Origin of the sequence: Nocardia sp. NPDC060255, from assembly GCF_042727395.1 — a bacterium.
Classification (GTDB): Bacteria; Actinomycetota; Actinomycetes; order Mycobacteriales; family Mycobacteriaceae; genus Nocardia.
Window position 1 is genome coordinate 53057 of sequence record NZ_JBHXAU010000004.1, and the last position, 22629, is coordinate 75685.

General features: G+C 66.1%; 19 protein-coding genes. 8 read left to right on the top strand and 11 right to left on the bottom strand.

The features are described from left to right. Positions 1-94: 94 nt before the first annotated feature. Positions 95-1369: a metallophosphoesterase family protein gene (locus ACFWF1_RS10575; protein ID WP_379281527.1), complete on the bottom strand. Its 1275-nt coding sequence runs from the start codon at positions 1367-1369 to the stop codon at positions 95-97. A gap of 320 nt (positions 1370-1689) precedes the next feature. After that, the gene (locus ACFWF1_RS10580) at positions 1690-2382 is read right to left on the bottom strand and encodes a TetR/AcrR family transcriptional regulator (protein WP_379281528.1); all 693 of its coding nucleotides are present in this window, start codon (positions 2380-2382) and stop codon (positions 1690-1692) included. Positions 2383-2410: 28 nt separating this feature from the next. On the opposite strand from ACFWF1_RS10580, the gene ACFWF1_RS10585 reads away from it, so the two are divergent. Together ACFWF1_RS10585 and ACFWF1_RS10590 are read left to right on the top strand one after the other, a co-directional pair. After that, positions 2411-3631, top strand: coding sequence for a cytochrome P450 (locus ACFWF1_RS10585; RefSeq protein ID WP_379281529.1), 1221 nt, complete (start codon positions 2411-2413; stop codon positions 3629-3631). A gap of 26 nt (positions 3632-3657) precedes the next feature. Next, a complete protein-coding gene (locus tag ACFWF1_RS10590; protein WP_379281530.1) occupies positions 3658-3852 on the top strand; it encodes a ferredoxin in 195 nt (64 codons plus the stop codon). A gap of 7 nt (positions 3853-3859) precedes the next feature. Here ACFWF1_RS10590 and ACFWF1_RS10595 read toward each other — a convergent pair whose 3' ends face one another. The 4 genes from ACFWF1_RS10595 to ACFWF1_RS10610 form a co-directional block, all read right to left on the bottom strand. After that, positions 3860-5041, bottom strand: a complete 1182-nt coding sequence (locus ACFWF1_RS10595; RefSeq protein ID WP_379281531.1) for an acyl-CoA dehydrogenase family protein — start codon at positions 5039-5041, stop codon at positions 3860-3862. Next, on the bottom strand, positions 5038-5871 hold the full coding sequence (locus ACFWF1_RS10600) for an alpha/beta fold hydrolase (RefSeq protein WP_379281532.1): 834 nt from the start codon (positions 5869-5871) through the stop codon (positions 5038-5040). Before ACFWF1_RS10600 ends, ACFWF1_RS10595 begins: the two co-directional genes overlap by 4 nt. 10 nt (positions 5872-5881) lie before the next feature. Beyond that, the gene (locus ACFWF1_RS10605) at positions 5882-7573 is read right to left on the bottom strand and encodes a PHA/PHB synthase family protein (RefSeq protein WP_379281788.1); all 1692 of its coding nucleotides are present in this window, start codon (positions 7571-7573) and stop codon (positions 5882-5884) included. A gap of 242 nt (positions 7574-7815) precedes the next feature. Then, complete coding sequence (locus ACFWF1_RS10610; protein ID WP_379281533.1) at positions 7816-9105, bottom strand: PucR family transcriptional regulator; 1290 nt, start codon at positions 9103-9105, stop codon at positions 7816-7818. A 165-nt stretch (positions 9106-9270) separates the two neighbouring features. Between ACFWF1_RS10610 and ACFWF1_RS10615 the strand changes: the two genes are divergently transcribed. The 4 genes from ACFWF1_RS10615 to ACFWF1_RS10630 are packed head-to-tail and all read left to right on the top strand — an operon-like array spanning position 9271 to position 14505. Further along, entirely contained in the window at positions 9271-10734 is a 1464-nt protein-coding gene (locus ACFWF1_RS10615) for a class I adenylate-forming enzyme family protein (protein ID WP_379281534.1), read from the top strand. Positions 10735-10764: 30 nt separating this feature from the next. Next, positions 10765-12570 carry a DUF3556 domain-containing protein gene (locus ACFWF1_RS10620; RefSeq protein ID WP_379281535.1) on the top strand — a complete coding sequence of 602 codons (1806 nt, stop codon included), beginning with the start codon at positions 10765-10767 and terminating at the stop codon, positions 12568-12570. Continuing rightward, positions 12567-13982, top strand: a complete 1416-nt coding sequence (locus ACFWF1_RS10625) for a phytoene desaturase family protein (protein ID WP_379281536.1) — start codon at positions 12567-12569, stop codon at positions 13980-13982. The genes ACFWF1_RS10620 and ACFWF1_RS10625 overlap by 4 nt, the downstream gene beginning before the upstream one ends. A 19-nt stretch (positions 13983-14001) precedes the next feature. After that, positions 14002-14505, top strand: a complete 504-nt coding sequence (locus ACFWF1_RS10630) for a hypothetical protein (RefSeq protein ID WP_379281537.1) — start codon at positions 14002-14004, stop codon at positions 14503-14505. 46 nt (positions 14506-14551) lie between these two features. Here the strand turns inward: ACFWF1_RS10630 and ACFWF1_RS10635 are convergent, their stop codons facing one another. Continuing rightward, positions 14552-15277: a hypothetical protein gene (locus tag ACFWF1_RS10635; RefSeq protein ID WP_379281538.1), complete on the bottom strand. Its 726-nt coding sequence runs from the start codon at positions 15275-15277 to the stop codon at positions 14552-14554. A gap of 129 nt (positions 15278-15406) precedes the next feature. Here ACFWF1_RS10635 and ACFWF1_RS10640 point away from each other — a divergent pair, with 129 nt between their 5' ends. Together ACFWF1_RS10640 and ACFWF1_RS10645 are read left to right on the top strand one after the other, a co-directional pair. Next, entirely contained in the window at positions 15407-16786 is a 1380-nt protein-coding gene (locus ACFWF1_RS10640) for an acyl-CoA dehydrogenase family protein (protein ID WP_379281539.1), read from the top strand. Positions 16787-16971: 185 nt separating this feature from the next. Then, a complete protein-coding gene (locus tag ACFWF1_RS10645) occupies positions 16972-17883 on the top strand; it encodes a bile acid:sodium symporter family protein (protein ID WP_379281540.1) in 912 nt (303 codons plus the stop codon). A 9-nt stretch (positions 17884-17892) separates the two neighbouring features. On the opposite strand, the gene ACFWF1_RS10650 is transcribed toward ACFWF1_RS10645, so the two are convergent. The 4 genes from ACFWF1_RS10650 to ACFWF1_RS10665 form a co-directional block, all read right to left on the bottom strand. Continuing rightward, the gene (locus ACFWF1_RS10650; protein ID WP_379281541.1) at positions 17893-19383 is read right to left on the bottom strand and encodes a flavin-containing monooxygenase; all 1491 of its coding nucleotides are present in this window, start codon (positions 19381-19383) and stop codon (positions 17893-17895) included. Positions 19384-19496: 113 nt separating this feature from the next. Then, complete coding sequence (locus ACFWF1_RS10655; protein ID WP_379281542.1) at positions 19497-20708, bottom strand: DUF6545 domain-containing protein; 1212 nt, start codon at positions 20706-20708, stop codon at positions 19497-19499. Positions 20709-20713: 5 nt separating this feature from the next. Then, entirely contained in the window at positions 20714-21256 is a 543-nt protein-coding gene (locus ACFWF1_RS10660) for a hypothetical protein (protein ID WP_379281543.1), read from the bottom strand. 704 nt (positions 21257-21960) lie between these two features. Beyond that, positions 21961-22551 carry a hypothetical protein gene (locus ACFWF1_RS10665; RefSeq protein ID WP_379281544.1) on the bottom strand — a complete coding sequence of 197 codons (591 nt, stop codon included), beginning with the start codon at positions 22549-22551 and terminating at the stop codon, positions 21961-21963. Positions 22552-22629: the final 78 nt, after the last annotated feature.

Here is a 22629-nt window from a genome sequence, read left to right on the forward strand (position 1 = left end):
GCCCAAAAACCCTAAATTTTTGGTGTTCTCTCTCTGGGGTTTTTTTTTGAACAACACCACCCACTTCATCCCTCGACTCAACTCCGGTGGCGGATTACGGTCCCGTCAGGCCGGAGAAGTCGCGGTGGGTTGTGTGGTTGCGGTCGGTGCAGCTGCCCAGGGCGTGGTCGGGGTGTAGGCCTAGGTATTGGCGGCGGGTGCGGGTGCTCCAGGTGCGGGCGGCGTCGGAGCGGGTTTTGTAGAAGTTGGCGGTGTAGCCGCCTTCGTAGAGGCGCAGGAGGAGGTAGCCGCCCGGGTATTCCTTGACTGCGGCTACCTCTAGGAATTCGACGTCGATGCCGATGTTGGGGCGGCTTACCCGGTTTCGGTGGGTGTGGCCGCTGTGGTGCAGGAAGACGCCGGGGGCGTTTCGGTACAGAGTGTGCAGGGCGGCGGCGTTGGTGGGGTCGAGGACGAAGCCGGGGCCGCCTGGATTGCTCACTGCCGCATGGGAAGTCACGGGGTGGTGGCCGAAGATCAGAGTGGGGCGGTGCGGGTCGGCGGCGAGGAGTTCGCGCAAACGATCTCGTTGCGGCGCAACGATGGTGCCGCCGGAGCCGGTGAGGCGGGTGGTGTCCAGGCCGATGAGGCGTAGGCCGCCGAGGTGGTATTCGACGAGTCGCTGACGGCTGTGGAAGACGGTGCCCCAGTGGTCTTGGGTTTGGCCGCGGTGGCGTTCCGGCTTGTCGTGATTGCCGCGGCAGACGAGGTAGTCGCGGCCGAGTTCGCCCCAGGAGTCCAATCGTGCTCGTACCGCACGTGATTGGTCGAGGGTGCCGGAGTCGGTGAGGTCGCCCGCGATGATGAGATGGTCGGCGGCGCGGTCGGGGCTGCGCACATCGTCGAGCAAGGCGTCGAGCATGAACTCCGGGTAGTGCAGGGTGTCGTGCCGCAAGCCGGTGGGTATGCCGCTGACGATGAGTCCGCTGGTGTGCTCGCCGTAGTGCACGTCGTTGGCGAGTGCGATAGTGCGCAACAGCCGGCCCGGTGGTGGTGTCGCGGTGGTGAAGACACCGGTGGATTCGGGGGAGCCGGATCGCCTGGTCACCAGGGTACGGGCGGGCACGGCGCGACGGCCGTTGGAGTAGGCCTCGAACCGGTAGGCGCGTCCCGGCTCGAGGCCGTCGATCTCCGCGTAGTGATAGGCGGTGGCCCGGGAATCGAGATAGCGGGTCCGCGCCGCGCCGAGGCCGTCGGCGGGGGCGATCCGGACCTCGGTATCGGCGGGCACGGGGCGCAAGCGTCTCGCGTTGTCGCGGGCCCGGGTCGTCCAGGTGAATATGGCGGAACTATCGGTGACGGTGACCAACTCCAGGTCCGAGGCGTTCATCGAATCACGTTGTGCCCGAACCGAATCAGCACGTATCAGAGTGAGCCTCGAAGCTGGATAGAACGGTCTCTGCACGGTCACCGCGGCCGCGCCGGCCGCTACGTTCGCCAACCATGCGGTTCTGAGTCGTGGATCGAGCATGGGATCTCCGTCCGCCACTACCACTGTGACGGTACGGTCGGCAGTTGAACAGGCCGGAGCCCGGATATGACAGAACAGCTTCCGGCAATTGCACAGTGAAAGTGGCCGCCGGACGAGGTCGACCGCTGCGCCATCCGCCGGTACCGGCCTGCGACGATTCAAATGCCAAGTGGCCCAGCTTATTTCCCGGATGAGCGCAACACGAGCGGCAGGTAGACGTCGTCGACGATCTCGGTGATGACGTCATCGCCGACCGGCGTGCCGAACAGCAGGAAGTGATTGCGCAGCAGATCGGTCGCCACCGTGGCCCGCCGCGAGTCCAGGACGGCGCGGTCGACCTCGCCGCGTTCGACGGCGCGCTCCAGCACAACGCGGATCGACGTCGGGCCGACCTTGTGCACCCGTTCCCGGATGAGCGTGCCGAGCTCCGGGTCGCGCGTCATCTCGGCGAGCAGGCCGCGCATGATGCCGCCGAACGGCGTGTCCATGGTGTCCGACACCTGACGCAACAGGGCGATCACGTCCGAGCGCAGCGAACCGGTATCGGGGACATCGACATTCGAGATACCGCCCATCTTGCACGCATCGATCACCAGTTCGGCGCGCCCCGGCCAGCGCCGATAGAGCACCGTCTTGCTGGTGCGCGCCCGGCCGGCCACCCGCTCCATGGTCAGTCCCTGGTAGCCAACGGCGGCAAGCTCTTCCAGCGTCGCCGTCAGGATGGCGCGCTCCAGTTCCTCGCCGCGCCGACGCGTGCCCTTGCGATATTCGTCCGCCGCGTCGACGGATTGCTGGACTTTCACTGGAAACCGGTCTCCTGAAAAACGTTGCGTCACTTGCGAAGACACTTTAACCTGAAAATAGAGTACCAAGAGTATCTTACGAACTCGAGGGGAACCGATGACTGACACTGTTGCGCCACCCCGTACCGACAACGCTCCCACCTTTCCGAGCGACCGCACCTGCCCATACCACCTACCCGAGCAGTACACCCGGCTGAGAGACGAAGAAGGTTCGCTGCGGCGGGTGACCCTCTTCGACGGCCGCCCGGCCTGGGTGGTCACCAAGCACGAGACCGCCCGCGCCCTGCTCGCCGACCCGCGCCTGTCCGCCGATCGGACGCACGACAACTTCCCGGCCACCTCGCCGCGCTTCCAGACCTTCCAGCAGACCCCGCCGGCCTTCATCAGCCTCGATCCGCCCGAACACGGCGCCAAGCGACGGATGCTGATCAGCGAATTCACCCTGAAACGCGTCAAGGGCATGCGCGCCGACATCGAAAAGATCGTGCACGGCTTCATCGACGACATGCTCGCCGCGGGCCCGACCGCCGACCTGGTCAGCCAGTTCGCGCTGCCGGTGCCGTCCTTGGTGATCTGCCGGCTGCTCGGCGTGCCGTACGAGGACCACGAGTTGTTCCAGGACGCGAGCAGACGGCTGGTGCAGTCGACGACCGCCGAGGACGCGATCGCCGCGCGTAACGAACTAGCCGTCTACCTGGACGGACTGCTCACCAAGTCGCAGATCGAACCAGGCCCCGGCCTGCTGTCCGCACTCGTCACGGATCAGTTGGCGCACGGCGAGATCGACCGCGACGAACTGGTGGCGACCGCGATCCTGCTGTTGGTCGCGGGCCACGAGACCACGGCGTCGATGACCTCGCTGTCGGTGATCACCCTGCTGGCGCATCCGGACCAGCACGCCGCCCTGCGCGCCGACCCCACCCTGATCCCGGGCGCGGTCGAGGAACTGCTGCGCTACCTCGCCATCGCCGATATCGCGGGCGGCCGGTTCGCGAAGGCCGATATCGAGATCGACGGACAGGTGATCAAGGCGGGTGAAGGCGTGCTCGTCAGCAATTCGATCGCCAACCGGGACGGCGCGGTGTTCGCCGAGCCGGACGCCTTCGACGTGCACCGTTCGGCCCGCCACCACATCGCGTTCGGTTACGGTGTGCACCAGTGCCTCGGCCAGAACCTGGCCCGCCTGGAACTCGAGATAATCCTCGGTTCGCTGTTCGAACGCATTCCGACACTGCGCCTGGCCGTGCCGGTCGATCAACTGAAACTGCGGCCCGGCACCACCATTCAAGGCGTCAACGAACTGCCGGTGACCTGGTGACCGCGCCGCGCACGAAAGGAGACCACATGCGAGTGACCGCCGACCGAAACGTCTGCATCGGTGCCGGACTCTGTGCGCTGACCGCACCAGGCGTCTTCGATCAGGACGATGACAACGGCCTGGTCAAGGTGCTCGACGCCACCCCGGACGCGGCCAGCGCGGCCGCCGTCCGCGAGGCGGCCGACATCTGCCCCTCCGGGGCCGTCGCGTTCACCGAATAGCGGACTGTCAGACGAAGGCGCTGAGTCCGGTGATGGCGCGGCCGACTATGAGGGTATTCATCTCGCGAGTGCCCTCATAGGAGTAGATGGCCTCGGCGTCCGCGACGAACCGCCCGACATTATGTTCCAGCAGAATGCCGTTGCCGCCGAGAAGTTCTCGGGCATATCCGACGGTTTCGCGCATTCGCACGGTGCACCACGCCTTGGCCAGTGAGGAGTGCCGGTCCTCGGCGCGGCCCTGGTCCTGCAGCTGGGACAGGCGAGCACACAGCGCCCAGGATGAGGTGATGTTGCCGAGCATCCGCACCAGCAGGTCTTGCACCAGTTGGAAACCCGCGATCGGGCGGCCGAACTGCTCGCGGTCCAAGGCGTAGCGCAGGGCGTTCTCGTAGGCGCCGCGGGCGCAGCCGACGGCCATCCAGGCCACGCCCGCGCGGGTCATCCGCAGCACGCCGGCGGTATCGCGGAACGAATTCGCTTGCTGCAGCCGGTCTTTCTCGGCGACGCGCACGTCCGTGAGGGTGATGAGCGCGTTCTGCACCACCCGCAGGGCGATCTTGTCCTCGAGTTTAGAGGTCTCGAATCCGGGGGTGTCGTTGGCGACGACGAACCCTTTGACCTGGCCGTCGTCGAGGTCCTTGGCCCAGATGACGGTCAGGTCGCCGAAGGTGGCGTTGCCGATCCATTTCTTCTGCCCGTTGAGGATCCAGCTGTCGCCGTCGCGGCGTGCGGTGGTACGCAGACCACCGGAGGCGCCCGAACCGACCTCCGGTTCAGTAAGACCGAAGGCGCCGATCCGGTCCATCCGTGCCATCTCGGGCAGGAAGCGCTGCTTCTGTTCGTCGTTGCCGCACAGGTAGATCGAGCCCATGGCCAGTCCGCCGTGCACGCCGGCGAAGGTGGCGATGGAGGGATCGGTACGCGCGAGCTCCATCGCGACCATGCCGTCGAGGAGGAAAGATCGTCCAGGACAGCCATATCCGCGATAGGGGAGCCCCGCAAGTCCGAGATCCCGTAGCCCAGGGACGATTTCGAAGGGGAAGCTGCCACGTTGCCAGTGCCGATTTATGATCGGATCCACCTCGGTGGTCATGTACTTTCGCACCCCGTGCAGGAAGTCTTGTTCCTCGGGATCGAGCAGGTCTTCGAGGGCGTAGAAGTCGGCGGTGTCGACGGGATCGGTTGTCATATCTGAACTTTCCGGAATGTTTCGATGACGGGTGCCAGTTCGGCGGCGTTGGTGATGAGGTCGACGTGGCCGCCGTCGTGCAGGTGCAGCGTCGAATGGGGCAGCAGCCGGTGCATGATGCGGGCGTTGACGATGGGAATGATGGGGTCGTCTCGGCCTGCCACGATCAGCGTCTGCTGGCGGATGAGGGGGAGGGCGAACAGGCTGGTCCACACCGAACCGGCCAGCAGTTGATGCAGGTAGCCGATCCGGGACCCGGCCATCAGCTGCCGATCCAGCAGGCGTTCGATGATCTCGGGGTGGTTGCGTACGCTGCCGCCGTACAGTTCGGCGGCGATGCGCGCGGCGTAGTGGTGGTCCAGGAATCGGCGTGGTGTCAGCATTTTCAGCAGCAGGGTCGGCCGTGCGGGCACCATGACCACGCCGGTACCGGTGGAGACCAGGATCAGGGCGCGACATCCACGCGGATACTGAAACGCGTACTGCTGGGCGAGCGCGCCGCCCCAGGACAGACCGAGAATGTCGATTTTGCCGCGGATGCCGAGCTTGCGCAGCACCAGCCGCACGGCCGCGGCGAGATAGGGAAACCCGTACGGCAGCGGCGAATTCGGTGAACCGCCGGTCCCCGGCACATCGAACCGGACCACGGTGGTCGCCGGATCGAGCTGTGCGACAAGCGGATCGAGCACTTCGAGGCTGGCGCCGATGCCGTTGCACAGCACCAGCGGCACCCCCTGCCCCCACCGCACCTGCACCCTGATCTGCTGGCCGAGCACCGCGAGCAGATGCTCCTCGTCAGTCGGCTCCGATGATTCGGAAGTCGTTGTCATAGCGTCACTTTCAGTGCTCGAGGACATAGGTGCCCGGCGCGGCGGACAGTGGCGGCAGTTCGGGGGTGCCGAGGGCGGTCGGCGCGTCCTTCTCCGCGCCGCTGCGATCACCCAGCCAGTCGGTGAAGTTCGGCCACCAGGAGCCCTGCTGCTTGTCTTCGCCGTGCAGCCAGGCGGCGGGATCGGCGGCGTCGGGTGCGCCGATTCGATAGGAGGCCTTGGGATTTCCCGGCGGGTTCACCAGGGCGGCGATGTGCCCGCTGGTGGAGAGCACGAAACGTAGATCCTTGGCGCCGAGCAAGCGGGCGCTGCGGTAGCAGGACTGCCATGGCGAGATGTGATCGGCGATCCCGGCTACCACGTAGGTGTCCACGGTCAGCGTCGAGAGGTCGACCGGCGTGCCGAGCATATGGGCCTGACCCGGCACGGTCAGCGAGTTGTGTACGCCGAGCAGCACCATGTCGCGGTGCAGCGCGGCGGCCATCCGGGTGGTGTCGGCATTCCAGAACAGCACGTCGAACGGTGCGGGATCGCGGCCCTGCAGATAGTTGTTGACCCAGTACCGCCACACCAGGTCGGTCGGCCGCAGCCAGGCGAACACCTCGGCCAGCGCCCGCCCATCCAGATAACCCTTGCGGGCCGACAGTGCGATGGCGATCTCCGCGGTTTCCTCGTCGATGGCGGCGGCCGCGAAACCGGCGCGGCTCTGGTCGAGCACGGTCACCATCAGGGTGAGCCCGGCGAGCCGGTCGGCCTGACCGATGGCGGTCAGATGGGCCGCGGTCATCGCCGCGATGATGCCGCCGGAGCAGGACGCCTGCAGGTGCGTCCGGTCGGATCCGGTGATCGCCTCGACGGCGTCGAGCGCGTCGATGATCGCCTGCCCGTACGCGTCGAAGCCCCAATCGCGGTGCTCGGCACCAGGATTGCGCCAGGAGATGGCGAAGACCTGCTGGCCCTGCCGGAGGAAGTACTCGATCATGCTGCGCCCGGGTGCGATATCCATCACGTAGAACTTGTTGATCACCGGCGGCACCATGAGCAACGGCACCGTCCGCACCGTCTCGGTCTTCGGCGCGTACTGGATCAGTTCGAACATCTCGGTGCGCAGCACCACCGAACCTGGTGTGGCCGCGACGGTTTCGCCGATCTGGAAGGCATCGGGCCGCACCATCGACGGTACTCGCGGCGAGTCGGCCATGTCGGACAGGAAGTGCCGCAGCCCGCGCACCGCGCTGCGACCGCCGGTGTCCACCAGCGCTTTCCACGCCAGCGGGCTCAGCAGGGGATTGTTGCTCGGTGACAGGCCTTCCATCACGTTGTCGAGCACGAAGCGCATCCATTCGGCGTCGCGCCAGTCCAACTCGGCATCGGCGAACAGGGCGTCGACGGTCCCGTTGGCGGCCAGGTAAGCCTGCATCGAACGCTTGAACAGCGGGTTGTCCCGCCAGGCCGGATCGTCGAAGCGCCGGTCGCCCTTCACCGGTGCGCGGTCGGAGTCGCCGCGGGCGATGGTCGCCAGTTCCCGGCCCAGCGTGCCGACCCGATCGGCGACGGTGCGGGGTTTCCTGGCCAGCGCGAGACCGAGCCTGGTCCACGAGGTGTTCGGCAGCATGCGGCGTCCGACGCCGATGGCCGAACTGGTGAGCAGCAGATCCAGCGGAGCGGCGAGTTCGTCGGCATCATCGATGGTGGTGGTCATGGTGGTTCTCCTCGCGGGCGCGGCGGCGGCCTGACTGCCGGGTGCGCGGCGGCGGTGCCACGCGGTACGGCCTTCGATGCCTGCGGCGGCGTTGTCGACGGGCATCGGATCGTCCATGGAGCGCTGGGCGGCGGTGCTGTCGCGCTGCGGTGGAATTCGATGAGGAGAACGGTAGATCCGAATCGGCGGCGTGCCATTGTGCCCGGAAGACGAAGTGCGTGGCGATCTTTGTCCCGGACGGGTCAGGGCGCATCCGGTCGCAGCACCGCCGAGCCGTAGCAATGGCACAGCAGCAGCGCCAGTTCGACGTCGAGCCGGTCCGCGTCGATCGGCCGGCCGCGTCGCGAAATCGCCCTGCCCACACGGTATTTCACGGAGTTGAAGTGCAGGTCGAGTTCGGTGGCGGCGGCCTTGTAGCTGGATCCGGTGCGCAGGAAGACCCGCAGCGTATCGCGCAGTCGCGCGTCGTTCTCGTTGTCGGCGGCCAGGTCGCCGAGGATCTCGTCCACCCACTCCCTGGCCGCGGCGATATTGCCGCCCAGCAGCGCCGCGGCCGCGACGCCGGGATCGTCGGCCGCGATGATCCGTTGCGCGGGCAGCCCGCTCGTCACCGCGACCGACCAGGCGGCCTGGGCCTGCCGGTGTGAGCGGCGGAACCCGGCCAGGCCCGGCGCGGGCTCGCCGATCGCCAGCCACGGTGCGCCAGGGCGGGTTTCGGCGAAGGCCCGGATCGCGGCGACGGTGTCCGGGCGGGCGGCCCGGTACGGCAGCCAGGCCCACCCGCTGCCCTGGTCGGCCGCCACGAACAACGGATTGGCACCGGTGCCGACCGCGTCGGCCAGTTCCCGCAGGAAGCGTTGCAGCAGCCCGAGCAGCTGATCGCGCTCCTCTCCGGTATCCGGAAACCACATGACCAGCGCGACATGCTGCCAGTGCAGCGGGTAGCGAATGGACTCGGTGGCGGCATCCACATCGACGGGCTTGCGCCCTGCGAGCACCTCACGCACCCGCAGCGCCCGACTGCTGTTCTGGCTCTCCAGCCACTGCTCGCGTTCGCCTTGATAGATGGCGACGACCTGCTGGGTGATCGAGTCGATGTATTCGAACAGGATGGTGGTGATGGTCTCCACCACGCTGATCCGGTCCTCCGGCGGGATGCCGACCGCGCGCAGCTCGGCGAACACGAAATCGGTCATCCGGCGTTGCCCGAGGCGGTAGGCGCGAATCAGGGCGGTGACCGGAACACCGTGCTGGGCCAGGCGTTTGGCGTATTCGATGGCCGCGGCGGGCGGCTGGATGCGGGCCACCGGAATGTCGTGGCGCAGCGCGTGCAGCAGGGTGTCGACATTGCCCTCGACGCTGGCGCCGAGCAGCTCGACGGTGCGCGAATCGCCACGCAGTTCCGGGATGTCGTCCTCTAGGCCGAGTCGCAAGCTCGCGCTGATCTGCGTCACCCGCTCATTGAGGCGGGCGGCGATCCCCGCTACATACGGGCGCACATCGACATCGGCGTCGCGACGAATGCTCGTCACTCCTCCACGGTAGAAGCCGCGCGGCCGGTTGGCGGGCGAATCGGCGGTTCTTGTTCCCCGAGGACAACGGGGCCGGTGAAGTTCGTCGGCGCACGACGGAGCCGCGAACGCCCTGGATTTCTACCGTTATCGGCATTCGCTCGCCCGCTTTCCCGAGGACAGCCCATGAATCTGACAACTCTGCCCGATCGCCGAGCCGACGCGATGCCCACCGCGCCCGCGCTCGCCGATGACACCGTGACACTGGACAACGCCCAATTCCTGGCGACCGTGCGCCGAGCCGCCGGCGCGCTGAGCGCCGCAGGCGTCGTCGCCGGTGACGTGGTCGCGGTCATGCTCCCCAATACCGCGGGTTTCGTCGTATCGCTTTTCGCCGCATGGCGACTCGGTGCGGCGGTGACGCCCATCAACCCGTCGCTCACCGCGATCGAGGCGGGCTACCAGATCGCCGACGCGGACGCGAAAGTGCTGATCGCCGAACAGCGCCCGGACTTTACGGCACCCGTCGAAACCGTCATCCCCGTCGCCGATCTCGGCACCGCCGAACCGGGCGCGCCGGAATCCGTTGAGGTCGGCGACGATGCCCTCGCACTGCTCATCTACACCAGTGGCACCACCGGCCGCCCCAAGGGCGTCATGCTCGATCACGCCAACCTGAACGCCATGTGCGCCATGGTGATCGAGGCGTTCGCGCTCACCGCCGCGGACCACAGCCTGCTGATCCTGCCGCTGTTTCACGTCAACGGCATTGTGGCCGGGACACTTTCGCCGCTGCTGGCCGGCGGGCAGGCCACGGTGGCCGGGCGGTTCAGCGTACGGACCTTCTTCGACCGCGTCGAACAGAGCCGCGCCACCTACTTCTCGGCGGTGCCGACCATCTACACCATGCTGTCGGATCTGCCGGACGAGGTGCGGCCCGACACGTCCTCGGTTCGCTTCGCCGTCTGCGGCGCCGCGCCGGCCAGCGTCGAACTGCTCACCAAGTTCGAGAACCGGTACGGCATACCGATCATCGAGGGCTACGGCCTGTCCGAGGGGTCCTGCGCGAGCACGATCAATCCCCTGTACGGCCCGCGTAAGGCGGGCACGGTCGGAATTCCGTTGCCGGGTCAGCGCATTCGGATCGCCGAGCGGGACGGCACCCCGGTCCCCGACGGCGCGGCCGGTGAGGTGCTGGTCTCCGGGCCGAATGTCATGCGCGGCTACCTCAATCGACCGGACGAGACGGCCCGCACCATCGTGGACGGCTGGCTGCACACCGGTGACGTCGGCCGCATCGACGACGACGGCTACCTGGTGCTGGTCGACCGCGCCAAGGACATGATCATCCGCGGCGGCGAGAACATCTACCCCAAGGAAATCGAGACCGTCGTCTACCAGCTGCCCGAGATCGCCGAGGCGGCCGTGGTCGGCCGGGCGCACGCGGTGTACGGCGAGGAGCCGGTGCTCTACGTCTCGCTCAACACCGGCGCCGCGCTCGACACCGACAAGATCCTGGCACACGTGCGCGAAGCGCTGTCGAAATACAAGCTCCCCGTTGCCATCACGATTCTCGACGACCTGCCGAAGAACCCCGTCGGCAAGATCGACAAACCCACCCTGCGGCGGGTCGCCGCGGACCAGCCCTGAGTTCCGTCAGCATCGACAAGGAGTAAGACCATGGGATTCACCAAACCCGATCTGCCGCAGGTAGATCCGGAAACCTTCCTGCGTGAGCCGCTGATGGAGCGGATGCGCGTGCTCGCCCTGCACTGGGCCGAGCACGGCTTCGGTTCGCCCCGCATGGTGCACAGCATCTACATCCTCAAGCTGGTGGTGCTGTACGCGCTCGGCGGCATCATCGTCGCCACCGCGACCTCGGATCTGCCTGCCTTCTGGCATGTTTCGCAATGGTGGGATCAACCGATCGTCTATCAGAAGGCGGTGCTGTGGACGGTGCTGCTGGAGACCATCGGCATCGCGGGCTCGTGGGGGCCGCTGGCGGGCAAGGTGAAGCCGATGACCGGCGGCATCCTGTTCTGGGCCAGGCCGGGCACCATCAGGTTGCGGCCGTTCAAGTGGCTGCCGCTCACCGCGGGCGATCGGCGTTCCCCGATCGATGTCGTGCTGTATGTGGCACTGCTGATCAGCGTCGCGATCCCGCTGTTCGCCCCCGGCGTGCACAGTGATTCGCTCTCGGAAGCGGTGCCGGACAACGCTTCCGGCCTGGTGCGGCCCGCGCTGCTCATCGCCCCGATCGTGTTGCTCATCCTGAACGGCTTGCGCGACAGGACCATTTTCCTCGGCGCCCGCGGCGAGCAGTACCTGCCCGCGCTGATCTTCTTCGCCGCACTGCCGTTCGTGGACATGATCATCGCGCTCAAGCTGTTGATCCTGATCGTGTGGGTCGGTGCGGGAGTCTCGAAGTTCGGCAAGCACTTCTCGCTCGTGGTGCCGCCCATGGTGAGCAACAGTCCGTCCGTGCCGTTCGGCTGGGTCAAGCGGGCGCATTACCGCGACTTCCCGCGCGACCTGCGGCCCTCGCGGGTGGCCGACCTCATGGCGCACGTCGGCGGCACCACCGTCGAGGTGATCGCGCCGCTGGTGCTGTTCTTCTCGACCAACATCTATCTCACGATCGCGGCGGCGGCGGTGATGGTGATCTTCCACCTGTTCATCGTCTCCACCTTCCCCCTTGCCGTTCCGCTGGAATGGAATGTGCTGTTCGCCTACGCGACGATCTTCCTGTTCCTCGGCTTCCCGAACTGGCACGGCTACGCGCTCACCGACATCTCCTCGCCGTGGTTGGCCGTACTGCTCATCGCCGCGCTGCTGTTCTTCCCGATCCTGGGCAACTTCCGGCCCGACAAGGTGTCGTTCCTGCCGTCCATGCGGCAGTACGCGGGCAACTGGGCCTCGGCGGTCTGGGCCTTCACGCCCGGCGCGGAGGCCAAGCTGAACAGGGTGACGCGCACCGCCAAGAACCAGGTCGACCAGTTCGTCGAGTTCGGTTACGAACCGGAATGGGCCGAGGTGACCATGCAGCAGGTCATCGCCTGGCGCACCATGCACAGCCAGGGGCGCGGGCTGTTCTCAGTGCTGCTGAAGAACCTGCCCGATATCGACAGCAGGACCGTGCGCGAAGGTGAGTTCCTCTGCAACTCGTTGATCGGCTTCAACTTCGGCGACGGCCATCTGCACAACGCCGATTTCATCGCCGCGGTGCAGCGTGAGGCGCAGTTCGAACCTGGTGAAGCCGTGGTGGTTTGGGTAGAGTCGCAGGCCTGGGGGAGCAAAATGCAGCACTATCAGGTCATCGACGCGGCGCTCGGCGTGATCGAGCGGGGCACCTGGCGGGTCTCCGACGCCGTCGCGGAACAGCCGTGGCTGCCCAACGGTCCGATCCCGTTGTCGGTCAACTGGACTCGCGCGGCGCGCCAGCAGGTGCGCGGCGAGCAGGAGCACGGACGCGGAGCGCTCGCATGACCACCGCGACCGTAGTGGGCGGCGGGCCCAACGGACTCGCCGCCGCGGTGGCCCTGGCCAAAGACGGGGTGCGGGTGACGGTGCTGGAGGCCGCCGACGAGATCGGCGGCGGGACCCGCACCCGCGAGGCGCTGCTGCCCGGCCTGCTGCACGATCAGTGCTCGGCGGTGCATCCGATGGCCGTCGGCTCGCAATTCCTCAACGAACTCGGGCTCGAGCGTTACGGATTGTCCTGGCACACTGCGGAAATCGACTGTGTCCACCCGCTCGACGGCGGCCGGGCGGGAGTGCTGCGCCAGTCCATGGCCGACACCGCCGTCGGGCTCGGCCGGGACGGCTCCCGGTGGCGGGCGCTGTTCGAAGGGCCTTCGACCCGCTATGACGTGCTGGCCGAGGACATCATGAAGCCGTTGCTGCGGATACCACGGCATCCGCTGACGCTGGGCCGGTTCGGTATGCCGACCGTCCTGCCCGCCGCCACGCTGGCGCGGATCTTCCGGACCGACGAGGCGCGCGCGCTGTTCGGCGGCGTTGCGGCACACGCCTTTCGGCCGCTGCACTACCCGTTGACCTCGGCCATCGGGCTCGGCATCCTCACCGCCGGGCACCGGCACGGCTGGCCGGTGGCGGCGGGCGGATCGCAGTCGATCACCAACGCGCTCGCCGCGCTGCTCACCGATCTGGGCGGCAAGATCGAGACCGGCACCCGGATCGAGGCTGTCGCTCAGCTGCCCGCCGCCGACGTGACGATGTTCGACCTGGCGCCCGACGCGGTGGCCGGGATTCTCGGTGACCGGTTGCCGCCGCGAATTGCCAACGCCTACCGTCGATTCCGGCAAGGACCGGGTGCGTTCAAGGTCGACTTTGCCATCGAGGACGGCGTGCCGTGGACCAATCCGGCGGCGCGCCGGGCCGGGTCGGTGCACGTCGTCGGCGACTATGCCGAATTGGCCGCCGCGGAACGCGATGTGCACGCGGGACGCATGCCGGAACGGCCGTTCGTGCTGGTCGGACAGCAGTACCTGGCGGACCCGCAGCGTTCGGTAGGCAACGTGCACCCGCTGTGGACCTACGCGCACGTGCCGAACGGATACACCGGTGACGCGACGGACGCGATCGTCACGCAGATCGAACGGTTCGCGCCCGGCTTCCGGGAGCGCATCGTCGGCTACACCGTCCGCAGCACCACCCAGATGGCCGCGTACAACCCCAACTATGTCGGCGGGGACATCATGACCGGGGCGAAAGACATCCGGCAGCTGGTGTTCGGTCCGCGAATCACGCTGTCGCCGTACAGCATCGGCGTGCCCGGCATGTACATCTGCTCCGCGGCCACCCCGCCGGGCCCCGGCGCGCACGGTATGTGCGGCGCCAACGCGGCCGCAGCCGCGCTCGACCACCTGCGCCGCTGATCGTGGCATTGTGGACTGGGTGAGCAGCTTGCCCTTTACCGCTGACAACGATTTTCGCGTTTGGCGATACGGGGTCGGCCACAGTGAACTATTGCTGCGCAGCAACGGCGTTGGGAATTCCGGGTGCTGGGATGAGATCTGTTTCGAACGTGTGGAGCGGATGGAACTCGACTCGCGCTTTACGGGTGGCTTGACCATCACGCCCGTATCCAGCCACGGCGATCTGGATGACGGTGCCGCCTTGCCTTTGTTGCTGTTGGAGCTGGCAGGTGGCGTGTTCGGGACCGGTTTCGTCGCATGTAGCAAGATCACCGCTCGGCGCTTCCAGCGGGACGGCAATGGCGTCGTGTCCGACAGAGTGCTGTTCGAGGAGTACGCCGATAACTCGGTGCACGGCGTGGGCGGCCTACCTCCCTGCCCTGGTGAGCCAGCTTTCGGTGTACCAGTACTACGCAGGTTCGCGCCTGAAAAGCGCACCACAGCGCGGTTCCCGCCGCCGCGGGCCGGTGGTGATCACGGGTAGGTTGCCGGCGACGATGATGAGGCTCGTGGCTAGATATCGAGCACCGTCAGCGGCTGATGGCGACGTAGAAGGCTTCGGTGACTCGGTGTTGGGTCAGTGGGCCGCGTTCGCCGCCGACTTGGACGGTCCAGCCGTCGGGTTGTTGGGTGATGGCGGGGCCGGTTGGTGGGGCCCATATTGCTTGGAAGCCGTTGCCGGGGCAGAAGTAGTAGCCGACGTAGGTGGGGTTGGCTTCGGGGGTGGACCAGGAGCCGCCGTTGCGGAGGCGGCATTTGGTGCCGTTGTCGAGGGTGAGGGCGATCGGTTGGGGGGTTTGGGGGGCGTGGACGATGGTGGTGCGCACGGTGGTGGTGGAGTAGCGGGTCAGGTGGTTGTTGAAGGGGTCGATTAGGCACAGGGCCGCTGGACTGTTCGGTACTGTCACGCAGCTGTCGGCTGCTGCGGCGGTCGGTGCGCAGACGAGGATGTTGTCGGTGGTCGCGCTGGGGGAGGGTTCGTCGTAGGAGCAATCGATCGGGCTGGATCCGGCTTTGTCGTCGACCGTCCAGCCCGCTGTCGGTGCTCCTTGGGCGTCGAAAGGGGTGAGGGTGGTGATCTTCGGTGCGTTGGATCGGGCGTCGACTTGCTTGCCCAGTGCGCCGGGGACCGCAGTGGTGCTGGTTGCGGTCGCTGTCGACGAGTTGTCGCTGCGCGGGAGCAGCACGAGCAGGGCGATCGCGATCACGAAGACAATCGCGCTGGTGACCAGCGTCCATCGGACCGTCCGAGTCATCAACGTCTCCTAGATGGCCGACTTCGGGAAACAGGCTTCAAGTGTGTACTCCTGTGCGGGAGTTTCGTGTCGGATATTTGTACGACACCGAATCTGTGTCGATCGGCGCCCGCTGGGTATCGCGAAGGCGTGACTTTTGATCTGACACCGACCGCGGCGCAGCATGACCTGGCCAAGCGGGCGCATGGCTTTGCGGAAGACTGCATCAGGCCGGTGGCGGCCCATTATGACCGGGCGCAGGAGTTTCCGTGGCCGGTGCTGGAGGAGGCGGCGGAACGAGGCTTCTATAGTCCGTTGTTCTATCGCGACCTGATCGGGGATCCGTCGGGGTTGTCGTTGCCGATGTTCATGGAAGAATTGTTCTGGGGATGTGCGGGGATCGGGTTGGCGATTGTAATGCCCGCGTTGGCTTTGTCCGCGATCGGACAGGCTGCGACACCGGAGCAGATGTTGCAGTGGGCGCCTGAATGTTTCGGCACGCCTGGAGATCTAAAGCTTGCGGCGCTTGCCATCTCGGAACCCGAGGGCGGTAGCGACGTGCGTAATCTGCGTACCCGGGCGGTCCGGGATGGTGACGACTGGGTGATCGATGGTCACAAGATGTGGATCGGCAACGGCGGTATCGCCAATGTGCATGTGGTGAACGCGGTGGTGGATGAGGAGCTGGGGCATCGAGGGCAGGCGTTGTTCGTGGTGCCGGGTGGTACGCCCGGGTTGGAGCTGGTGCGCAAGCTCGACAAGATGGGTTGTCGCGCATCGCATACGGCGGAGCTGAAGTTCAACAGCGTGCGCGTACCGGCGGAGAATCTGCTCGGGGGAGCGGACAAGCTCGAGCACGCCCTGGCCAGGCGGCGGGAGGCGGCGCGAAGCGGCGGCCGATCGGGTTCGGTGACATTGGGGACTTTTGAGCAGACGCGTCCCATGGTCGCCGCGCAGGCCCTCGGAATCGCTAGGGCAGCCTTGGAATACATGACCACGTACGCGAACCATCGCGAAGCCTTCGGTGCGCCGATCATCGACAACCAGGGCATCGCCTTCCCGATCGCGGACCTGGCCACCCAGATCGATGGCGCGCGGCTGCTGACGTGGCGTGCCTCCTGGATGGCGGCCAGCGGTGTCCCGTTCGAGCGCGGCGAGGGATCGATGGCGAAGCTGGCGGCCAGCGAGGTGGCGGTGAAAGCCACCGAGCGCGCGATCCAGACGCTGGGCGGCTGGGGCTACATCACCGACCATCCGGTGGAGAAGTGGTATCGAGATGCCAAGCTGTACACCATCTTCGAGGGAACCAGCGAGATCCAGCGCGTCGTCATCTCACACGCGCTCGGCGCGGCCGAGGGCAGACCGCCGCTACACGTCGATCTCGAGCCGTCCGGCGGCCCGCTGAACAAAATGTTCGGCCGTGGCACCGAGGTGCGCAGCAAAGCTGCCGCGGCGGCGCTGAACATGCGCGATCGCGTGCCGGGCCCGATCATGAAGGCCGCGTTGAAGGTACTCCGCCCACCCCGCTGAACAGGATCGACTACAGGCCATTCCGTGCAGACATGCACCGTCTGCATTGTTGCCGGAACCGCCAGATCCTGAACAAGTTTCGCCGAACCCGGATGCCCCTGGTGGGGGGTTTTCGTTGATTGTCTCCGTGCGTAGCGTCGTGAGGCGCGATGATCGGGTGGATTCGATCGAATGGTGAGGACACCGTGGACTCTGCGCTGGTTTCTGTCGGGCTGCCGGTGGTTTTGGTAGTGATCATGTTCGGGCTCGGTCTCTCGCTCACCGTCGCCGACTTCACTCGAATCGCGAAGAGTCCCAAGGCGGTCGCTATCGCGCTGGGGTGTCAGCTGGTGGTGTTGCCATCGGTCGCGTTCGGTCTGGTCCTGCTGTTCGATCCGTCGCCGCTGCTCGCGGTCGGGGTAATGCTGCTCGCGGCGTCGCCGGGTGGGACGGCGGCCAATCTTTTCAGCCATCTGTTCCATGGCGACGTCGCGCTCAATGTGTCGCTCACCGCGGTCAATTCGGTGATCGCGGTCGGCACGGTGCCGGTGATCACGAACCTCGCCATCGACTACTTCGATCCTGGCGGGGCGGCCGCGGTGGGATTGCAGTTCGGCAAGGTTGTTCAGGTGTTCTCGATCGTGCTGATCCCGGTCGCGCTCGGCATGCTGGTGCGCCGATGGTCGCCGGCGTTCGCGGATCGAATGGACCGTCCCGTACGCATCGGATCCGCCCTCACCCTGACCCTTGTGATCACCGCGACGATGGTCGACCAACGCGCCGACATCATCCTGTACATCCGGGCGGTCGGCGTCGCCATGATCCTGTTCTGCCTGATCAGCCTGACCGTCGGTTACGTCGTGCCGCGCGCGCTCGGCGTCGAAGGCCGTCAGGCGATCGCGTGCTCGATGGAAGTCGGCATCCACAATGGAGTCATCGCCATCACGATCGCCATCAGCGTCTTGGACAGTACCGAAATGGCCATTCCCGCAGCGGTTTACGGCGTCGCGATCTTCCCGCTGGCCGCAGGCTTCGGTTGGCTGGTCACCCGGCGCACAGCGCGAGATGATGCCGCAGCGATGCGGCCCTCGGCGGAAACTGAAACCAGCCCTCAGTAGCCGTCGCGATTACGGCCGTCCCGCCCCGGAGAGCTCGAACGCTTCGGCTTCGGGCTGCCGAGTCGCACGCCAGTAACTTGTGCCGGTGCCCGGCCAGGACTGCCGATTGCGGCCGGTGTGGTCGAGGAACCAGCTGTGGCAGCCGCCGTTCACCCAGACGGATCTGGTGAGTTTGCTTTGCAGCCACTGGTTGAAGGTGCGCTGCACACCGCCGTTCACCTCGAGCCGGGTCGAACCGCTCCTGTCCATCATGCGCAGGCATTGCGCGATGTAGCGGACCTGGGCTTCGATCATGAAGAGGATCGAGACCGCGCCGCCGCCGGAGTTCGGGCCCATGATCATGAAGAAGTTCGGGAAACCCGCGACGGTCATGCCCAGGTAGGCCTCGGTGCCGTCGCGCCACGCCTCCTGGATGGTGAGTCCGTCCCGGCCGACGATGTGCTCTGTGGCGCAACGGTTGTCGGTGGCGAAGCCGGTGCCGAGCACGACCACATCTACTTCGTGCAGTTCGCCGTCCGCGGTGCGGATGCCGGATTCGGTGAACTCGTCGATATCGGCGGTCACCAGGTCGACATCGGGTCGCTGCAGGGCCGGATAGAAATCGCTGGAGAACAGGATCCGCTTGCAGCCGAAAGTATAGGTGGGGGTGAGCTTTTCGCGCAGCTCCGGATCGGGCACCTGCTTTCGCAGGTGATGCAGCGACAGCCGTTTGAGCAGGAAGTTCAACCGGGGGTGGAAGTAGCCGAAGACCGGCGCCTCGTGCATCAAGAACGAGCCGGTGCGGTAGATCCGCATCACACCGGGGAAGGCCTTGAACAGGCGCAGCTCGATGTTGCTGACGGGGCGGTCCATTTTCGGCAGCACCCAGTGCGGATTGCGCTGGAACACCGCGACATGTGCTGCGGCGTCGGCGATCTGGGGCGCGAGCTGCATGCCGCTGGCGCCGGTGCCGATCACCGCGACCCGTTTGCCGGTGAGATCCACCGAGTGATCCCATTGGGCGGAGTGGAACACGGTGCCGGTGAAGCTGTCGCGACCCTTGAAGTCCGGAATGTAGGGCTTGTGCAGTGCGCCGTGCGCGGCGACCACGGTGCGCGGGCGGTATTCGTCGCCGTCCGCGGTGCGCACCACCCACCGGTCATCAGCGGCATCGAATTCGTAGGACACCGCCTCGGATTGGAACCGGATATAGGGTTCGAGCTCGTAGTCCTTCACGACGCGCCGGATGTAGTCGAGTATCTCCGGCTGGCCGGCGTACAGCCTGCTCCATTCGGTGTTCGGTGCGAACGAATACGAATACATCATCGACATGACGTCGCAACCGCAACCGGGATAGGTGTTGTCGCGCCAGACGCCGCCGACGCCGTCGGCCTTCTCCAGCACGACAAAATTGCGTTCGCCCGTTTCCAGCAGTTTGATCGCCATCCCGATACCGGCCAATCCGGTGCCGACGATGAGAACGTTCGGATGCGCCGGGCTCACCGGATCGATGGATGCCATTGTTCCCCTTCACGTGCTGCCGACTCCGACAACGGCATCGATGCCGACTAGAACCGACACGATTACACCACAGGAAAGCGCATGACGTACAGAAAAATGTTCATGCAGTGAAGCTATGCGTAGGCGCGCGTACCTTGGGCGGCAGTGACGGTGGTCGTGTGCAGCAGCACCTTCGCGGGCTGCCACAGCCGAAGCATGGTCTGCTCATCGGGTACGTCGGCGCCCCGCGCGGCAGGTTTGCCGGTCGGTTCACCACCGCCGTCGGTGAGCCGCTGCGCCGCCATGACCAGTTCGGCGACCATGCGCAGGTGTTCCTGATCGTCTTCGTCGACTGTCGTCTCGATCAATTCGTCGACAGCGGTCGGCAGCGGCAGCACATATCTGGCCACGATCTCCGCCGCATCGTGGATCTCCATCCGCCTGCGGTGCAGCCGCTCCTGCGGTGAAACGTTCCAGCTGTCCGCCCGTTTCAGCTGGAACACCACCTGGGGCGCGGCGGACGTCAGGTCCCGCCAGATCGGATAAATCCTGCGCGCGGCACGTGATTCACCATCCAGCCGCAGCAGTTGCACGACGGCCTGGGTCGAGGACGGGATGAACACGGTGACCAGGGCGACGAAGATGAACAGCCCCGGCTCACCCGAGGCGAAGCCATCGGAGACGGTGTTGTAGATGCTGTAGGTGAATTGGTTGCCCGCGCCCGCGAAGTCCAAGATCGCGGACACCGCCATCAAGCAGACGGGCAGCGAGCTGGCGATACCGAAACAGACCAGGGTGGCCACCGTGATCCGCTCCCACAGCGTGGTCGTCCGCCACACCGTGCCCCTGATCTTCAAAATATAGTAGTAGCACGAAACCAGCACTGGCAGAGCCGAATACAACGCGATGTAGATGCCGTACCGCCACCCGCCGTACTCGGCGATGGACGCCATCCCGTGCGCCCGGGCCGGCGCGCTGAGCACCACGAAGGCCAGGCCGATGGCCGCCGACAGTCCGAGCACCATCCGGAACTGGATGCGGTAACGCACCGGGCCGTTCTCGTGCAGCAGCGCCATCCCGAGTCCGAACGCCCAGGCGGTGACGGTGAGCCAGTGCCAGGTGTCGAACACGGTGGGCAGGCCGCCGGGGATGACCCTGGCCACGTGCCTGGCGAAGACCGGTTCGCGCAGGAAGGCGGCCGCCGCGTCGAAGCCGAGCAGGGTGTTGATCAGGCGGCCGAAAATGGATGTGTGCAGGGTCAACGCCAGCCGGATGAGCGTGATGACAACGATGAAGACCGTCGCGGAGATGGTGAGCCCGGCGGGCATGTGGTCATGCGGCCACATCGGCGCTACAGCTCTTTCAACATCGGGTCTCGGCGCGGTCCGACCGTCCTGGCCCGGAAGCCGATCAGGGTCGCCAGCAGCTCGGCCTCATACTCTTCGATCGACGCGTAACTGGACGCACCGCGGGCGGCACGCACGGTGGACAGGTCGATTTCGTGGTTCAACGGCACCCCACTCGTCAGCGTCGACCACTCCACCGCGGAGATCGATGTGTCCTGCCCGTGATTCAGCAGCATGTGGCTGACCTCGTGCAATGCCACGTGCAGTTCGACGGCGGGGTCGGCGGACTGCCGCAGAAAGATCACGTCGTAGCCTTTACACGCCAGCCACAGTCCGCACAGCCCGACCGGAGCGGTGGGCGGCAGCAGCAATCGCACGATTCGCCGCCCGCGCATCCGCTCGACCGAGGCGATGAACTCCTCGATGGTCCAGTCGGCCGGAAGTTCGAGACGATCGACCACGGCTTGCAGGCGGGCGCGCGTGGAGATCTTGCCTCGGGTCGGGTTCCACCCGAGGGTGGAGACCTTTCGCCGGAACAGTCTCAACATGTCACTTGCCTCCTCGTCCGAGTGAGGCGATCCGCGCCGACGGTGTCCGGTTCGCCGGCATAACCGCTGGTGCGAGCTGCAGCGTCGAGGCCGTCGGAATGCGGATCGTATGCGTTCACGATTTCCTCCCCCGAGCACCTGGAGATCTTCAACCTTGTTATCGCGCACAACAGCGGCATCGTTGCCGCCGGCGCAATGTTTTCGTCGAAGACGTCCGGATCAACTCCGAAGCGCGACCTTGTCCATTGTTCCGGATGTCTTCAGGTGGCCGGCATGTCGACACACGTCGAGTCACTCATCGTCGACTTGCCGGGCTGGCTAATAGCCTACCTGTCACCCGCGCTTCGCGTACTTGTAATTGTGCGGTCAAGGGGAATTGATTGTGCCGTTGACCTGGACGGATATAGATAACGGCGGTGGTGGAACGGCTTGCGCCGCACCGGCGGTGGAAGATCAAGTGCAGGTAGAACGCCGAAACGTCGCGGCGCGGAGCAGGTTTCGCCCCATCCGGCGCACGGACGAAGACCGCAAGCCGACGCCGCCGATCGCGCACCGCGGCGCCGGCGTGCTCGGGATTCGTTGTGTCTCAGTCGGTATCGGCGTGCAACATGCCCAACGGCGGCGGAACCGCAACGCCGTCCAGCGCGATCGGTCCCGATCCGCTGTGTCCCAGGCATATCGAGTCCGCGGGCTGCTGGCGCCGGCTACGTCTGCTGAGTGTCGTCTCGGCCGGCTTCGTGCCCGGGATGCCCGGGGTCGGCGGTATTTTGCAGCGCCTGAAGTAGCCGGTCGATGGCCGTTTTGGGGAAGATGAGCTGGTAGCCCTCGGTGTGGCTGCGGGCCCGTTTCAACTCGATGCCGAGCCGGTCGAGCTCGGTCACCAGATCCACCACGGACCGATGCTTGCGCGTCAGGTTCTGTAGCGCGCTCACGCCGCTCTCGACATCGTCGTCGTCCACCAGCACTGCCGTGGCGGGTCGTTCGTCAGCGGGAGGGACCAGCGTGCCGCCGTGGTACAGCGCCGAGGTCGCGCTCCCGGTCGGCAGACCGAGGGCCTCGAGTGCCCGGTTGTACTTCGCCTCGGTGGTCGCGCTGATCGTGTCGACCTGCCCGCTCTCGATGCGGGACTGGACATTCCGCGTAGGACCGCCCAGGTCGTGGATGTGCTGGTGAGTTACCAGGTCATCGGGAAGATTTCGCTGCCGGAACGCCTTCAGCTGCCGTCCGAACCGCTGTCCAGCCGACTCGACTTTATTACGCTTCACGGTCTCGCTGGCGCCCAATTCGTCGCCCATGGGAAGCATCGTACCACTTGACTGCTCATGCACACGCATCACTGCTCATGTCCGCTCACGAGAGGGCGCAATAGCAAG

Bases quoted from the DNA above. Each gene is read 5' to 3' on its own strand.
- ACFWF1_RS10585 (WP_379281529.1), top strand. From the start codon at position 2,411: ATGACTGACACTGTTGCGCCACCCCGTACCGACAACGCTCCCACCTTT.
- ACFWF1_RS10595 (WP_379281531.1), bottom strand. From the start codon at position 5,041: ATGACAACCGATCCCGTCGACACCGCCGACTTCTACGCCCTCGAAGAC.
- ACFWF1_RS10620 (WP_379281535.1), top strand. From the start codon at position 10,765: ATGGGATTCACCAAACCCGATCTGCCGCAGGTAGATCCGGAAACCTTC.
- ACFWF1_RS10590 (WP_379281530.1), top strand. From the start codon at position 3,658: ATGCGAGTGACCGCCGACCGAAACGTCTGCATCGGTGCCGGACTCTGT.
- ACFWF1_RS10575 (WP_379281527.1), bottom strand. From the start codon at position 1,369: ATGAACGCCTCGGACCTGGAGTTGGTCACCGTCACCGATAGTTCCGCC.
- ACFWF1_RS10660 (WP_379281543.1), bottom strand. From the start codon at position 21,256: ATGTTGAGACTGTTCCGGCGAAAGGTCTCCACCCTCGGGTGGAACCCG.
- ACFWF1_RS10615 (WP_379281534.1), top strand. From the start codon at position 9,271: ATGAATCTGACAACTCTGCCCGATCGCCGAGCCGACGCGATGCCCACC.
- ACFWF1_RS10665 (WP_379281544.1), bottom strand. From the start codon at position 22,551: ATGGGCGACGAATTGGGCGCCAGCGAGACCGTGAAGCGTAATAAAGTC.
- ACFWF1_RS10625 (WP_379281536.1), top strand. From the start codon at position 12,567: ATGACCACCGCGACCGTAGTGGGCGGCGGGCCCAACGGACTCGCCGCC.
- ACFWF1_RS10635 (WP_379281538.1), bottom strand. From the start codon at position 15,277: ATGACTCGGACGGTCCGATGGACGCTGGTCACCAGCGCGATTGTCTTC.
- ACFWF1_RS10655 (WP_379281542.1), bottom strand. From the start codon at position 20,708: ATGTGGCCGCATGACCACATGCCCGCCGGGCTCACCATCTCCGCGACG.
- ACFWF1_RS10605 (WP_379281788.1), bottom strand. From the start codon at position 7,573: ATGACCACCACCATCGATGATGCCGACGAACTCGCCGCTCCGCTGGAT.
- ACFWF1_RS10650 (WP_379281541.1), bottom strand. From the start codon at position 19,383: ATGGCATCCATCGATCCGGTGAGCCCGGCGCATCCGAACGTTCTCATC.
- ACFWF1_RS10600 (WP_379281532.1), bottom strand. From the start codon at position 5,871: ATGACAACGACTTCCGAATCATCGGAGCCGACTGACGAGGAGCATCTG.